A 14,420-nucleotide genomic window follows, 5' to 3' on the forward strand; every position below is an offset into this window, starting at 1 on the left:
CGTGGACGAGCCCGACCTTTTCACGCACGCTGCCGAGGAACGCCAGAGCGCCGAGCCCGGGCGCGCCCCGCTCGCGGTGCGGATGCGGCCGCGGACGCTGGAGGAGGTGGCCGGGCAGCAGAAGCTGCTGCGGGACGGCTCCCCGCTGCGGCGGCTGGTCGCGGGGGCGAAGGGCCCCGCGGCGACGAGCTCGGTGATCCTGTGGGGGCCGCCGGGGACGGGCAAGACCACGCTGGCGCACGTGATCAGCCAGGCGGTGGAGGGCCGGTTCGTCGAGCTGTCCGCGATCACGCACGGCGTCAAGGAGGTCCGGGCCGTGATCGACGGGGCCCGGCGGGCGGTCGGGATGAGCGGCCGGGAGACGGTGCTGTTCCTGGACGAGATCCACCGCTTCTCCAAGGCCCAGCAGGACTCGCTGCTGCCCGCGGTGGAGAACCGCTGGGTCACCCTGATCGCCGCGACCACCGAGAACCCGTACTTCTCGATCATCTCGCCGCTGCTCTCGCGCAGCCTGCTGCTGACCCTGGAGTCCCTCACCGACGAGGACGTCCGCACCCTGCTGCGCCGCGCCACCGTCGACGAGCGGGGCCTGGGCGGCAGCGTGGAGCTCAGCCCGGAGGCGGAGGACCACCTGGTGCGGCTGGCCGGGGGCGACGCCCGGCGGGCGCTGACCACGCTGGAGGCGGCGGCGGGGGCGGCGCTGGAGCAGGGCGAGAAGGTGCTGACCCTGGCGGCGACCGAGACGGCGGTGAACCAGGCCGCGGTGCGCTACGACCGGGACGGCGACCAGCACTACGACGTGGCGAGCGCGCTGATCAAGTCGATCCGGGGCAGCGACGTGGACGCCACCCTGCACTACCTGGCCCGGATGATCGAGGCCGGGGAGGACCCGCGCTTCATCGCCCGCCGCCTGATGATCTCCGCCAGCGAGGACGTCGGCCTGGCCGACCCGACCGCGCTGCCCACCGCCGTCGCCGCCGCCCAGGCGGTCGCGCTGATCGGCTTCCCGGAGGCGCGGATCATCCTGTCCCAGGCGGCCATCGCGCTGGCCCTGGCGCCCAAGTCGAACGCCGCGTACCTGGCCATCGACGCCGCCCTGGCGGACGTCCGGCAGGGCCTGGCCGGGGCGGTGCCGCCGCACCTGCGGGACGCGCACTACGGCGGGGCGAAGAAGCTCGGGCACGGCAAGGGGTACCAGTACCCGCACGACCTGCCGGAGGGCATCGCCGCCCAGCAGTACGCGCCGGACGAGGTGCACGGCAAGGAGTACTACAAGCCGACCAGGCGGGGCGGCGAGGCCCGGTACGCGGACATCGCGGAGTGGACCAGGGCCCGGCTCAAGGGGGAGTAGCCGAGGGGGAGCGGGGAGTCCCGTATAGTAGGGGGGTGTGTCCCGGGTCCGGGGTTCCGCGAGGAGCGACCGGCCGCACCAGCGGGGCATCGAACCGGGGCCTCCCGCAAGGGAGTTCCCCCAGGAGCGGCGCGCACCGGTCTTCGGTGTCGCGGGCAGCCCACCACCCTTCCCGGTCGGTGGGCCTCTCGTGTGCAAGCACATAGTGCCCGGTCGCGGAGAGCGGCTGACCGTCCGGCAACGGACGGTTTTTCTCCGGACCGCGAGAAGCGTCCTCCGTCAACACCTGGTGACAGCCGTATCTGAACAGGAAAAGGAAACATGGCGAACCAGAAGCGCCCCAAGGTCAAGATCGCCCGTGCTCTCGGCGTTCCGCTGACCCCGAAGTCCGTCAAGTACTTCGAGGCCCGCCCGTACCCGCCCGGCCAGCACGGCCGTGGCCGCAAGCAGAACTCTGACTACAAGGTCCGTCTGACCGAGAAGCAGCGTCTGCGCGCGCAGTACGACCTCAGCGAGAAGCAGATGGCGCGTGCCTTCGAGGCCGCCAAGAAGGTCGAGGGCAAGACCGGTGAGGCGCTCGTCGGCCTGCTGGAGACCCGCCTCGACGCCCTGGTCCTGCGTTCGGGCATCGCCCGCACCATCTACCAGGCCCGCCAGATGGTCGTGCACGGTCACATCGAGGTCAACGGCGCGAAGGTCAACAAGCCGTCGTTCCAGATGAAGCCGGGCTACGTCGTCACGGTGAAGGACAAGTCCAAGGAGAAGGTCCCCTTCCAGGTGGCTCGCGAGGGCGGCAACGCCGGCGAGGGCCAGACCCCGAAGTACCTCGAGGTCAACCTGAAGGCCCTGGCCTTCCGCCTGGACCGCGCGCCGCAGCGCCGCGAGGTTCCGGTCGTCTGCGACGAGCAGCTCGTCGTCGAGTACTACTCGCGCTGACCCGCGAGCGGAACGCCCCCTCGGTCCTCGGACCGCGGGGGCGTTTCCCGTTCCCGCCGGGAGTTCCCGGAGTTCCGGGGGCTCCGGGCCCCGGGGGCTCAGGCGCCGACGGGGGAGCACGGGCGGGCCGGGGCCGGTGGCGGGCCGGGGCGGTCGGGGCCGCTGCCGCCGCTGCCGCCCGCGGACGGGCCGGGGGGCTCGCCGCCGAGGGCGCGGCGGACGGCGGCGTCCAGGTCGAGCCGGGAGCCGAGCCGGAAGGCGGCCGCGTGCTCCTGCTCGGTCAGTCCGGCGCGGGCGCGCCGCTCGCACTCCCGGTGCGGGCCGTTGAAGGAGCGGGAGCCGAAGAACGGGGTGCCGACGGCCCGCCACAGCCGGTGCGCGGCGCCCTGCAGCACCCGGGCCTCGTGCAGGTCGGCGTCCGGCCCCTCGGTGGCCAGCAGCGCCAGCAGGTCCATCGACAGCACGATGCCCAGCAGGTCGCGGAACAGGTGGTTCAGCCGCATCGCCTCGCGGGCGAAGGCCCGGGCCAGCCGCAGGTCGCCCGCCTGCCGCCGGGCGAAGGCCATCGCGTACAGGCAGTACCCGTACACCCACTGCTCGCCGTACTCCTCGCAGGTCTCGCGGACCCGCTCGACCCAGGCCCGGCCGCTCTCCTCGTCGCCCTGGAAGAGGTGGGCGAGGGCGAGTTCGAACATGGCCATCAGGACGTTGGAGTTGAGCTCGCCGAGCGCGTCGTAGTGCCACAGCGCCTCCTCGAACAGCTCGGCGGCGCGGGCCGGTTCGTCGCCGATCAGGGCGGCGCAGCCCTGCCGGTGGACGGCGTAGGCCAGGGCCCGGTCGTCGCCGGTCTCCAGGGCCTGGCGGCGGCACTCCTCCAGGGCGGGGCGGGCCCGGTCCAGGTCGCCCTGCAGGGTGGCGAGGTAGCCGGTGACCCAGAGCGCCTTGGCCCGGGCGTCGGTGGGTTCGGGGGCGAGCGCGAGGGCGCGGTCGAGCCAGTGCCGGCCCTCGCCGAGGTGGCCGGTGCCGACCCAGAAGTACCAGAGCGTCCCGGCCAGGACGAGGGCGAACTGCTCCTCACCGGGCTCGGCGAGCGAGAACTCCAGGGCGGCGCGCAGGTTGGCGTGGGCGAGCCGGGTGCGTTCGGCGGTCTCGGCCTGCCGGGGGCCGAACCACTCGACCTCGCCCCAGGCGGCGACGCCGAGGTACCAGTCGCGGTGGCGGCGCAGCAGCCGCTGCTCGTCGCCGCTGGCCCGGAGCCAGTGGCCGCCGTACTCGCGCAGGGTGTCGAGCATCCGGAAGCGGGCGGGGCCGTCGTCGTCGAGCCGGTCCAGGACGGACTTGTCGACCAGCGAGTCGACCAGCTCCAGGACGTCGTCGGCGTCCAGGCCGCGGCCCGCGCAGACGTACTCGGCGGCGTCCAGATCGAAGCCCCCGGCGAAGACCGAGAGGCGGGCCCAGAGTAAACGTTCCTGCATGGTGCAGAGTTCGTGGCTCCAGCCGATCGCGGTGCGCAGCGTCCGGTGCCGGTCCGGGGACGTCCGGTCGCCGCCGGTGAGCAGCCGGAAGCGGTCCTCCAGGCGGGCGGCCAACTGCTCGACCGAGAGCGCGCGCAGCCGGCCGGCCGCCAGCTCCAGGGCCAGCGGGATGCCGTCCAGCCGACGGCACAGCAGCGCCACCCCGTCCCGGTTGCGGGGGTCCAGCCGGAAGTCGGGCCGGACGGCGGCGGCCCGGTCGGCGAACAGCAGCACCGCCTCGGACTCCGCGCCGTCCCGGTCGCCGGTCGGCCCGCAGGGCAGCGGGGCCAGCGGCAGCAGGTGCTCGCCCGCGGCGCGCAGCGACTGCCGGGAGGTGGCGAGCACCCGCAGGCCGGGGGCGGCGCGCAGCAGCGCGTCCACCAGCTCGGCGCAGGCGTCGACCAGGTGCTCGCAGCCGTCCAGCACCAGCAGGGTCTCGCGATCGGCGAGTTGCTCGACCAGCACGTCCAGCGGCGGGCGGGCGGTGTGGTCGGTCAGCCGCAGGGCTTCCAGCACGGCGTGGCCCAGCAGCAGCGGGTCCTGCACGGCGGAGACCTCGGCCAGGTGCGCGCCGTCCGGGAAGCCGTCGGCGAGCCGCGCGGCGGCGCGCAGGGCCAGCCGGGACTTGCCGACGCCGCCCGGGCCGGTCACCGTGACCAGCCGGGCCCGGCCCACCAGGGCGGTCAGCGCGGCGAGTTCGGCGCCCCGGCCGACGAAGCTGGTGACCTCGGCGGGGAGCCGCCCCGGGCCCCCGGGCGTCGCCGACCTGCTGACCATGGACGCCCCCGTCGCAATGGGAGAACCGGAACCTGCCGGCCCGCGCTCCGCGAGCCAAACCCCCAACGAGGTGACCTGACGGTAGGTTACGCGCGGCGTCCGCGCCTGCGGCCGGGCCGGGAACGGGTCCACCGGCGGATATACCGGTCGGGGAAGGCGGCGCTGTCGCGATAGGGTTCAACCCTGGGTTCGACGAATTGGCCGCACAGGCGAGGGAGCGCGCGAAGGTGTCCGTGGGAGAGCTGGCCGGGCTGCTGGTCGCCGTCTTCTGGGCGGTCCTGGTCACCCTGCTCGCGGTGGTGCTGGTGCGGCTGTCCAAGGTGCTGCGGGAGGCGACCGTGCTGGTCGCCGCCGTCACCGAGCAGGCCGTGCCGCTGCTGCAGGACGCGAACGCCGCCGTCCGCAGCGCGCAGGAGCAGCTGGAGCGGGTCGACGAGATCACCGCCAACGTGCAGGACGCGGCGGCCGACGCCAAGGCGCTGTCCTCCACCGTCGCCGCGACGCTGGGCGGGCCGCTGGTGAAGGTGGCCGCGTTCAGCTACGGGGTGCGCAAGGCCGTGGCCAGGCAGCGGGACGGATCGCTCGCGGTGCCCCAACAGGCGGGCGAGCGCGAGGAGTTGGCCCGGATGATCCGGGCCGAGGTGCGGGCCGCGACGGCTCCGCGCGGCGGGCTGCTGGCCCGGGTGCGCCGGGCCGTGAGGGGCTGACGACGATGGTGCGCAGGATCTTCTGGATGGCCGTCGGCGCGGGTGCCACGGTCTGGGCCATGAACAAGGCCAACGAGGCGGTGCACCGCCTCACCCCGGACTCGCTGTCCGGCACCGCCGCCCGCGGCGCCCTGCAGCTCGGCGACGCCGCCAGGCGCTTCGCCCGGGACGTCCGCTCCGGCATGGACGAGCGCGAGCGCGAGCTGCGCGCCGACCTCGGCCTGGACGGCACCGCGGTCGTCGAGCCGCCGCGCCGCCGGGCGCTGAGCGGGTCGGCGCCCGCGGACGACGGGGCCCGAGCTATCTCGGCGGCCCCGGGCTCCCCGGCCGCCGCCCTGCCCCCGTCCCCGCGCGCCCCGCGCCGCACCACCCCCCAGACCATCGTTGCCAAGCCCCGACAGCGCGAGCTGCCGGGCCGCACGACCGACCGGAAGGACCCCCACTGATGGAGTCGGCAGAGATCCGCCGCCGCTGGCTGCGCTTCTTCGAGGAGCGCGGCCACACCGTCGTACCGTCGGCCTCGCTGGTCGCCGACGACCCCACCCTGCTGCTGGTCAACGCCGGCATGGTGCCCTTCAAGCCGTACTTCCTCGGCGAGATCAAGCCGCAGTTCTCGCGCGCCACCAGCGTGCAGAAGTGCGTGCGCACCCTGGACATCGAGGAGGTCGGGAAGACCACCCGGCACGGCTCCTTCTTCCAGATGTGCGGCAACTTCTCGTTCGGCGACTACTTCAAGGAAGGCGCCATCAAGTTCGCCTGGGAGCTGCTGACCAGCCCGGTGGCGGACGGCGGCTACGGCCTGGAGCCCGAGAAGCTCTGGATCACCGTCTACAAGGACGACGACGAGGCCGAGCAGATCTGGCGCGACGTGATCGGCGTCCCGTCCGAGCGGATCCAGCGCCTGGGCATGAAGGACAACTTCTGGTCGATGGGCGTCCCCGGTCCGTGCGGCCCGTGCTCGGAGATCAACTACGACCGCGGCCCCGCGTACGGCGAGGAGGGCGGCCCGGCGGTCAACGGCGAGCGCTACCTGGAGATCTGGAACCTGGTCTTCATGCAGTACGAGCGCGGCCACGGCGACGGCAAGGACGGGTTCGAGATCCTCGGCGACCTGCCGAGCAAGAACATCGACACCGGCCTCGGCCTGGAGCGCCTGGCCGCCGTCCTGCAGGGCGTCGACAACCTCTTCGAGATCGACACCAGCCGGATGATCCTCGACCGCGCCGCCGAGCTCACCGGCCACACCTACGGCGCCGACACCAAGTCGGACGTCTCGCTGCGCGTGGTCACCGACCACTTCCGCACCGCGCTGATGCTGGTCGGCGACGGCGTCACCCCCGGCAACGAGGGCCGCGGCTACGTGCTGCGCCGCATCCTGCGCCGGGCGATCCGCAACATGCGGCTGCTGGGCGCCACCGAGCCGGTCGCCAAGGACCTGATCGACATCTCGATCAAGGCGATGGCCCCGCAGTACCCGGAGCTGGAGACCGACCGCAAGCGGATCGAGACGGTCGTCGTCGCCGAGGAGAACGCCTTCCTGCAGACCCTGCGCTCCGGCACCAACCTGCTGGACGCCGCGGTCACCGAGACCAGGCAGTCCGGCGGCGCGGTGCTCTCCGGCGAGCAGGCGTTCAAGCTGCACGACACCTACGGCTTCCCGATCGACCTGACCCTGGAGATGGCCGAGGAGCAGGGCCTGCAGGTCGACGAGGCCGGGTTCCGCCGCCTGATGCAGGAGCAGCGCGACCGCGCCAAGGCCGACGCCAAGGCGAAGAAGATGGGCCACGCCGACGTCGCCGCGTACCGCGAGGTCGCCGACCGGGCCGGGGCGTCCGTCTTCACCGGCTACGCCAACACCGAGGGCGAGGCCACCGTGGTCGGCCTGCTGGTGGACGGCGTGCCCTCGCCCGCGGCCACCGAGGGCGACGAGGTCGAGCTGATCCTCGACCGCACCCCGTTCTACGCCGAGGGCGGCGGCCAGCTCGCCGACCACGGCCGGATCCGGCTGGACTCCGGCGCGGTCGTCGAGGTCCGGGACGTCCAGCAGCCGGTGCCCGGCGTGATCGTGCACTCCGGCGGGGTGCTGTTCGGCGAGGTGGTGCTGGGCGCGTCCGCGTACGCCACCATCGACACCGACCGCCGCCGGGCCGTCTCGCGCGCCCACTCGGCCACCCACCTGACCCACCAGGCGCTGCGCGACGCGCTCGGCCCGACCGCCGCCCAGGCCGGTTCGGAGAACGCGCCGGGCCGCTTCCGCTTCGACTTCGGCTCGCCCGCGGCCGTCCCCGGCTCGGTGCTGACCGACGTCGAGCAGAAGATCAACGAGGTGCTGGTCCGCGAACTCGACGTCACCGCCGAGGTGATGACGATGGACGAGGCCCGCAAGCAGGGCGCCATCGCGATGTTCGGCGAGAAGTACGGCGACTCGGTGCGCGTGGTCACCATCGGCGACTTCTCCAAGGAGCTGTGCGGCGGCACGCACGTCGGCAACACCGCCCAGCTGGGCCTGGTGAAGCTGCTGGGCGAGTCCTCGATCGGCTCCGGCGTGCGCCGCGTCGAGGCGCTGGTCGGCGTCGACGCGTACAAGTTCCTGGCCCGCGAGCACACCGTGGTCTCCCAGCTGACCGAGCTGGTCAAGGGCCGCCCGGAGGAGCTGCCGGAGAAGATCTCCGGGATGCTCGCCAAGCTCAAGGACGCCGAGAAGGAGATCGAGAGGTTCCGCGCGGAGAAGGTCCTGCAGGCCGCCGCGGGCCTGGCCGAGGGCGCCGAGGACGTCCGGGGCGTGGCCCTGGTCGCCGCCCGGGTCGGTGACGGCACCGGCGCGGACGAGCTGCGCAAGCTGGTGCTGGACGTCCGGGCCCGGCTCGGCTCGCGCCCGGCCGTGGTCGCCGCGTTCACCGTCGCGAACGACCGCCCGCTGACCGTGATCGCCACCAACGAGGACGCCCGCGGGCGCGGCATCAAGGCGGGCGAGCTGGTCCGCGCCGCGGCCAGGACCCTCGGCGGCGGCGGTGGCGGCAAGGACGACGTGGCGCAGGGCGGCGGCACCAACCCGGCCGCCGTCGCGGACGCCATCGAGGCCGTGCGGGCGCTGGTGGCCGAGCGCGCGTGAGTGACGAGCACGACGAAGTTCCGGAGAAGGTCTTCCGGCGCGGCCGGCGGATCGCCGTCGACGTGGGTGACGCCCGGATCGGGGTCGCGGTCTGCGACCCCGACGGGCTGATCGCCACGCCGGTGGAGACCGTCCCCGCCGGGGGCCGCTCGCAGGCCCGGCTGAAGGCGATCGTCGAGGAGTACGAGGCGATCGAGGTGGTGGTCGGCCTGCCGCGCTCGCTGAACGGCAAGGAGGGTCCGGCCGCCGCCAAGGTCCGCGAGTACGCGGGCCGGCTGGCCGGACTGCTGTACCCCGTCGGCGTGCGGCTGGTGGACGAGCGGATGACCACCGTCACCGCCGCCGCCGGGCTGCGGGCCTCCGGCCGGTCGGCGAAGAAGGGCCGCTCGGTGATCGACCAGGCCGCCGCCGTGGTGATCCTGCAGTCGGCCCTTGAGACCGAACGGGTGAGCGGCCGGGCGCCCGGCGAGAGTGTCGAGCCGGTCATCTGATCGGCACGGGCTAGCTTCCCGGTAGAGGGGGGGGGGGGGGGGGGGGGGGCGGCCGCGCCCGCGCCCGGGGGGGCCCGCGGGGGGGGCGCGGCGGGGCGCCGGGGGGGGGGTCCTTGCGGGACTACGGTGCGGGTGGGGGTGGCTCCGCGGTGGTGGGGCGGGGGGCCGGGGCGCCCCCCCGGACCCTCTCTCCTTGCCCGCCGCCGGAGGCCCCCGTGACCGACCCGTACACCGCGCCCGGACTCACCCCCGGCCACCTCGGTGCCCCCGTCGTCGAGCCCGAGGGCGCCCCGCCCGGTCTGCCGTACGGCATCGAGCCGCCGGATCCGGAGCAACTGCGCACCCGCGCCGCGTGCTGCCTGAGCGTGGCCGGGCTGCTGGGCGTGGTGATGGCGGTGGCGCTCACGGTGTTCGTGCTCTGGCCCGAGGGCAAGCAGCCCGCGCCCGACTTCGCGGGCGGCGGCAGCGGGCAGGTGCAGGTGTCGGTCGCCCAGGGCGCCAGCCTCACCCAGATCGGCAGGACCCTGACCGACAAGCACGTGATCGCCTCCACCCGGGCGTTCACCGAGGCCGCGGCCAAGAGCCCGGCGGGCAGCAACATCCACCCCGGCACGTACACCCTCAAGGAGCGGATGTCGGCGGCCTCGGCGCTGAACGTGCTGCTCGACCCGTCCAACGCCAACGCGCTGACCGTCCCCGAGGGCTGGCGCTCCACCCAGGTCTTCGCCGCGATCGACGCCCGGCTCGGCCTCAAGCCCGGCACCACCAAGGCCACCGCCGAGCAGCACCTCGCCGACCTGGGCCTGCCCGCCGAGGCCGGCGGCCACCTGGAGGGCTACCTCTACCCCGCCACCTACCCCGTCACCGGCGACAGCACCGCCCTCACCCTCCTCCAGGACATGGTCAAGGAGGCCCAGGGCACCCTCGCCGGCCCCTCCGTCGCCGACGCCGCCGCCGCCAACGGCGTCTCCCCGTACGGGCTGCTGGCCGTCGCCAGCCTCGCCCAGGCCGAGGCGGACAACCCCGAGGACATGGCCAAGGTCGCCCGGGTCGTCTACAACCGGCTCGCCAAGAAGATGCCGCTCCAGCTCGACTCCACCATCAACTACGCGCTCGGCCGCTCCACCCTCACCACCACCCAGGACGACACCCGGCTCGACTCCCCGTTCAACACCTACGCCCACCCCGGCCTGCCGCCGACCCCCATCGGCAACCCCGGCCGGGACGCGCTGCGCGCCGCGATCAACCCCGCGGACGGTGACTGGCTGTACTTCGTCACCGTCCAGCCCGGCGACACCCGCTTCACCGACAGCGAGGAGCAGCAGCGCAAGAACGTCGACGAGTTCAACGCCTACCGGGCCCAGCACTCCTCGGCCCGGCCCTCCCCGTCCCCGTGAACCCGTCCCCGTGAACGGTGAACGCCCCTCGGTCGGGCCATTTGGCTACGCTGCGGTACGGTAACGTCTCCCACCACGTGCTGCGGATAGCACGCCGGTTCGACGGACACCCGGGATGCGGCAAAGGGGATCGATGACTGATCAGAGTGGGCGCTACGGCTCCCAGGGTGACCAGCCGTGGTACCCGGGGGAGCAGCACCAGCCCCAGGACCCGTACGGGCAGCAGCAGTTCGTGCAGCCGCAGCAGGGTTACCCGCCGCAGCAGGGCGGCTCGTACGGTGGTCAGCAGCAGTTCGCGCAGCCGCAGCAGGGCTATCCCCAGCAGCAGTTCGTCCAGCAGCAGCAGGGTTACCCCCAGCAGCAGGGCGGCCCGTTCGGCGGTCAGCAGCAGTTCGCGCAGCCGCAGCAGGGCTACCCCCCGCAGCAGGGCGCTTCGTTCGGCGGGCAGCAGCAGTTCGTCCAGCAGCAGCCCGGCATGCAGCAGCAGCCGCAGCCGCAGCCGCAGCAGGTCGGGCAGCAGCGCCCGGCGCCGCAGCCGGAGCCGGAGGCGGTGGGCGGGCCCGGGCCGGACGGGATCGACTGGGAGGCGGAGGCCGCGGCCCTCGACGGCGCGGCCGAGCAGCGGGTGGCGGAGCCCGAGGAGTGGGCCGAGGACGAGTACCCGGACGACGAGGAGAAGGACGGGGACGGCTCGTTCTTCTCCGGGCAGGACGACTCCCGCGAGGCCGAGCGCAAGCGCAAGGAGAAGGGCAAGAAGTCGGGCCGCCGCAACGGCGGCGCCTGCCTGCTGGTCGCCCTGGTGCTGCTCGGCGGCCTGGGCGGCGCGGGCTGGTGGGGCTACGGCTTCTACCAGGACAACTTCGGTCCGCCGCCGGACTACAAGGGCGCGGGCAGCGGCTCGGTGAACATCACCGTCAAGGACGGCGCGGGCGGCGACGCGATCGGCAAGGCGCTGCTGGACGCGGGCGTGGTCAAGAGCGTCAAGGCGTTCAGCGCCGAGTACGAGAAGGACCCCCGGGGCCGCACCATCCAGCCCGGCGTCTACACCATGAAGCACCAGATGTCCGCCGCCGAGGCGTTCAAGGAGCTGGTGGAGTCCAACGGCGGCAACGCGCTGATCATCCCCGAGGGCCTGAAGGCCGTCGACATCTACACCAAGATCGACACCAAGCTGAAGCTCTCCCCGGGCACCACCGCCAAGGTCGCCAAGGACCAGGCCGGCGGCCTGGGCCTGCCCGCCTACGCCAACAACAACCCGGAGGGCTTCCTGTGGCCCGCCCGGTACTCGATCGCCGACGGCATGAAGCCCGAGGAACTGCTCAAGCAGATGGTGGCCAACGCCGTCCAGCAGTACGGCGACCTCAAGCTGGACGAGGCGGCGCAGAAGCTCGGCCTGAAGAACGCGTACGAGGTGGTCACCGAGGCCAGCATCCTGCAGGCCGAGGGCAACAACTCCGAGGACTTCGGCAAGATGGCCCGCGCCATCTCCAACCGCCTGACCACCAACATCACCCAGCACAAGCTGGGCCTGGACACCACCCTGCAGTACGGTCTCGGCCGCACCAAGCTGACCGAGGCCGAGATCAACGACGGCTCCAACAAGTACAACTCGTACGTCAACCCGGGCCTGCCGCCGACCCCGATCGGCAACCCCGGCAAGGAGGCGATCGACGCCGTCCTCAACCCGACGCCGGGCAACTGGGCCTACTGGCTGGCCGTCTCGCCGCAGGAGACCAAGTTCGCGGCGACCGGCGAGGAGCACGCCAAGAACACCGAGGCGTGGTGCCTGGGCAAGGGCATGAAGTACGACGCCAAGCACGTCGCCTGCACGTCCTGACCGGGGCGCGGGCGACGGGCGTCCGGTGGGCGGTACGGCTTTGCGGGGCGGGTGGGTGGGGCGGGTAGCGTGAGGCGGATGGAGACACCGCAGAGCACCCCGCGCCCGTCCGAGCCCGAGCTGCTGGAGGCCGCCCGCGTCGACGTGGTGCGGGGCGGGCAGTACCTGCTGCGGGACGTGTCGCTGACCGTCCGGGCCGGGGAGCACTGGGCGGTGCTCGGCGCCAACGGGGCGGGCAAGAGCACCCTGCTGTCGCTGCTGGGCGCGGTCGAGCACCCCACCGCGGGCACGGTGAAGGTGCTCGGGCGGCAGCTCGGCAAGGTCGACGTCCGGGAGCTGCGCGCGCACCTCGGGCACGTCAACCCGCGGCACCCGCTGCGCTCCCCGCTGACCGTGCGGCAGGTCGTGCTGACCGGCGCCACGCAGACCATCGAGCCCGACCTGTGGAACAAGCCGACGGCCGAACAGCTCGACCACGCCGAGGAGTTGATCCGCGCCCTGGGCATCGCGCACCGCGCCGAGAGCCCCTGGACCACCCTCTCCCAGGGCGAGCGCGGCCGGGTCCTGATCGCCCGCGCGCTGATGCCCGAGCCCCGGCTGCTGCTGCTCGACGAGCCCGCCACCGGACTCGACCTGACCGCCCGCGAACAGCTCCTGGAGAGCCTGGACGAACTGCGCGCCCGCTACCCGGAGGTGGCCTCCGTGCTGGTCACCCACCACCTGGAGGAGCTCCCCGAGACCACCAGCCACGCCCTGCTGCTGCGCGACGGCCTGGTCACCGCGGCCGGCCCCGCCGTCGAGGTGCTCACCAGCGAGTTGGTCTCCGACTGCTTCCGCCACCCGATCCGGATCAGCCACAGCGAGGGCCGCTGGCACGCCCGCACCCGCCGGGAGCGGGCGTGACCTGGACGCTGCGCCCCGCCACCGCCGCCGACCTGGAGCCGCTGGCCGAGCTGCGGGCCGAGGCGATGCGCCCCGACCTGGAACGGCTCGGCCGCTACGACGAGCACCGGGTCCGGCAGCGGCTGCGCGACGCGTACCGGCCCGAGCACACCTCGGTCATCGACGCCCCCGGCCTGGTCGGCTGCCTGGCGCTCGCCCCCGACGAGCGCCCCGGCACCCTGCTGCTGGAGCACTTCTACCTCCGCCCGGCGCTGCACGGCCGCGGCCTGGGCACCGCCGTGCTGCGCGCGGCGCTGCGGCGGGCCGACGCCGCGGGTCTGGCCGTCCGGCTGAACGTGCTGCGGGGCAGCCCCGCCCGGCGGCTGTACGAACGGCACGGCTTCGTGCTGGAGTCCGAGGACCCGGTCGACGTCTTCCTGCACCGCCCCGCCCCCCTGGAAAGGCCCACCACGTGACCATCCCGCACCGGGCCGCCGTGCTCGGCTCGCCGATCGCCCACTCGCTCTCCCCGGCCCTGCACAACGCCGGGTACGCCGCGCTCGGGCTCACCGACTGGCGGTACGGCCGCCACGAGGTCGACGAATCGACACTGGCGGACTTCGTCACCGGGCTCGACCCCGCCGAGTGGGCCGGCCTGTCGCTGACCATGCCGCTCAAGCGGGCGATCCGCCCGCTGCTGGACACCGTCAGCGACACCGCCCGCGCGGTGGACGCCGTCAACACCGTGGTGTTCGACCGCGACGGGCGGCGGCACGGCGACAACACCGACGTCCCCGGCCTGGTCAACGCGCTGCGCGAGCGCGGCGTCGAGCGGGTCCCCTCGGCCGCGGTGCTGGGCGCCGGGGCCACCGCCTCCTCCGCGCTGGCCGCGCTGGCCCAGGTCTGCGACGGCGAGGTGACCGCGTACGTGCGCAGCGCCGAGCGGGCCGCCGAGATGCGGGCGCTCGGGGAGCGGCTGGGCGTGCCGGTCCGCACCGCCGACTGGGCGGAGGGTGCGCGGGCGCTGGAGGGGCCGCTGACCGTCTCCACCACGCCGGTCGGGGCGACCGACGACTTCGCGGCGCGGTTGACGGCGGCGCCGGGCGTGCTGTTCGACGTGCTCTACCACCCGTGGCCGACCGCGCTGGCCGCGGCCTGCCTGGAGCGCGGCGGCACCGTGCTGGGCGGGCTCGACCTGCTGGTGCACCAGGCCGTGCTGCAGTTCGAGCGGTTCACCGGCGTGGAGCGCGGGCCGCTGGCCGCGATGCGGGCGGCGGGGGAGGCGGCGCTCGCGCGGTGACGCCGCTGTCCAGTTCCTGACGTCGGCTGTCCGCCACGCGGACCGTGGCCCCGGTGACCTGCGGGACGTGAAAGGATCGGAGCCGCCCCGTCGCGTTCCGCGGCCGGGCAGGACGA

12 protein-coding genes are annotated in these 14,420 nt (G+C 73.9%); 11 read left to right on the forward strand and 1 reads right to left on the reverse strand.

Going from position 1 to position 14,420, the window contains the following annotated elements:
* Window position 1: 1 nt before the first annotated feature.
* The gene (locus ACFY00_RS19580; protein ID WP_388032747.1) at window positions 2–1,351 is read left to right on the forward strand and encodes a replication-associated recombination protein A; all 1,350 of its coding nucleotides are present in this window, start codon (window positions 2–4) and stop codon (window positions 1,349–1,351) included.
* A gap of 321 nt (window positions 1,352–1,672) precedes the next feature.
* Window positions 1,673–2,287: a 30S ribosomal protein S4 gene (rpsD, locus tag ACFY00_RS19585; protein WP_388032748.1), complete on the forward strand. Its 615-nt coding sequence runs from the start codon at window positions 1,673–1,675 to the stop codon at window positions 2,285–2,287.
* Window positions 2,288–2,385: 98 nt separating this feature from the next.
* Here rpsD and ACFY00_RS19590 read toward each other — a convergent pair whose 3' ends face one another.
* A complete protein-coding gene (locus tag ACFY00_RS19590) occupies window positions 2,386–4,578 on the reverse strand; it encodes an ATP-binding protein (protein WP_388032749.1) in 2,193 nt (730 codons plus the stop codon).
* Window positions 4,579–4,805: 227 nt separating this feature from the next.
* On the opposite strand from ACFY00_RS19590, the gene ACFY00_RS19595 reads away from it, so the two are divergent.
* From ACFY00_RS19595 to ACFY00_RS19635, 9 genes are all read left to right on the forward strand, one after another.
* Window positions 4,806–5,285, forward strand: coding sequence for a DUF948 domain-containing protein (locus ACFY00_RS19595; protein WP_388032750.1), 480 nt, complete (start codon window positions 4,806–4,808; stop codon window positions 5,283–5,285).
* A gap of 5 nt (window positions 5,286–5,290) precedes the next feature.
* Entirely contained in the window at window positions 5,291–5,731 is a 441-nt protein-coding gene (locus ACFY00_RS19600) for a DUF6167 family protein (protein WP_285738275.1), read from the forward strand.
* Window positions 5,731–8,397, forward strand: coding sequence for an alanine--tRNA ligase (alaS, locus tag ACFY00_RS19605; protein ID WP_388032751.1), 2,667 nt, complete (start codon window positions 5,731–5,733; stop codon window positions 8,395–8,397). The genes ACFY00_RS19600 and alaS overlap by 1 nt, the downstream gene beginning before the upstream one ends.
* On the forward strand, window positions 8,394–8,888 hold the full coding sequence (gene ruvX / locus ACFY00_RS19610) for a Holliday junction resolvase RuvX (protein ID WP_388032752.1): 495 nt from the start codon (window positions 8,394–8,396) through the stop codon (window positions 8,886–8,888). Before alaS ends, ruvX begins: the two co-directional genes overlap by 4 nt.
* Before the next feature lie 215 nt (window positions 8,889–9,103).
* A complete protein-coding gene (gene mltG, locus ACFY00_RS19615) occupies window positions 9,104–10,285 on the forward strand; it encodes an endolytic transglycosylase MltG (RefSeq protein WP_388032753.1) in 1,182 nt (393 codons plus the stop codon).
* Between the two features lie 133 nt (window positions 10,286–10,418).
* Window positions 10,419–12,122 (forward strand): endolytic transglycosylase MltG, encoded by a 1,704-nt coding sequence (gene mltG, locus ACFY00_RS19620; protein WP_388032754.1) that lies wholly within the window; start codon window positions 10,419–10,421, stop codon window positions 12,120–12,122.
* Window positions 12,123–12,200: 78 nt separating this feature from the next.
* Window positions 12,201–13,025 (forward strand): ABC transporter ATP-binding protein, encoded by an 825-nt coding sequence (locus ACFY00_RS19625; protein ID WP_388032755.1) that lies wholly within the window; start codon window positions 12,201–12,203, stop codon window positions 13,023–13,025.
* Window positions 13,022–13,480, forward strand: a complete 459-nt coding sequence (locus ACFY00_RS19630; RefSeq protein ID WP_388032756.1) for a GNAT family N-acetyltransferase — start codon at window positions 13,022–13,024, stop codon at window positions 13,478–13,480. The genes ACFY00_RS19625 and ACFY00_RS19630 overlap by 4 nt, the downstream gene beginning before the upstream one ends.
* Window positions 13,477–14,304: a shikimate dehydrogenase gene (locus ACFY00_RS19635; RefSeq protein ID WP_388032757.1), complete on the forward strand. Its 828-nt coding sequence runs from the start codon at window positions 13,477–13,479 to the stop codon at window positions 14,302–14,304. The genes ACFY00_RS19630 and ACFY00_RS19635 overlap by 4 nt, the downstream gene beginning before the upstream one ends.
* The last annotated feature ends 116 nt before the right edge of the window (window positions 14,305–14,420 follow it).

Origin of the sequence: Kitasatospora sp. NPDC001540 (genome assembly GCF_042894345.1) — a bacterium.
GTDB lineage: Bacteria > Actinomycetota > Actinomycetes > Streptomycetales > Streptomycetaceae > Kitasatospora > Kitasatospora phosalacinea_C.

Excerpts from the sequence above, each read along its gene's own strand:
- rpsD (WP_388032748.1), top strand. The coding sequence starts at position 1,673 with ATGGCGAACCAGAAGCGCCCCAAGGTCAAGATCGCCCGTGCTCTCGGC.
- ACFY00_RS19590 (WP_388032749.1), bottom strand. The coding sequence starts at position 4,578 with ATGGTCAGCAGGTCGGCGACGCCCGGGGGCCCGGGGCGGCTCCCCGCC.
- ACFY00_RS19600 (WP_285738275.1), top strand. The coding sequence starts at position 5,291 with ATGGTGCGCAGGATCTTCTGGATGGCCGTCGGCGCGGGTGCCACGGTC.
- alaS (WP_388032751.1), top strand. The coding sequence starts at position 5,731 with ATGGAGTCGGCAGAGATCCGCCGCCGCTGGCTGCGCTTCTTCGAGGAG.
- mltG (WP_388032754.1), top strand. The coding sequence starts at position 10,419 with ATGACTGATCAGAGTGGGCGCTACGGCTCCCAGGGTGACCAGCCGTGG.
- ACFY00_RS19625 (WP_388032755.1), top strand. The coding sequence starts at position 12,201 with ATGGAGACACCGCAGAGCACCCCGCGCCCGTCCGAGCCCGAGCTGCTG.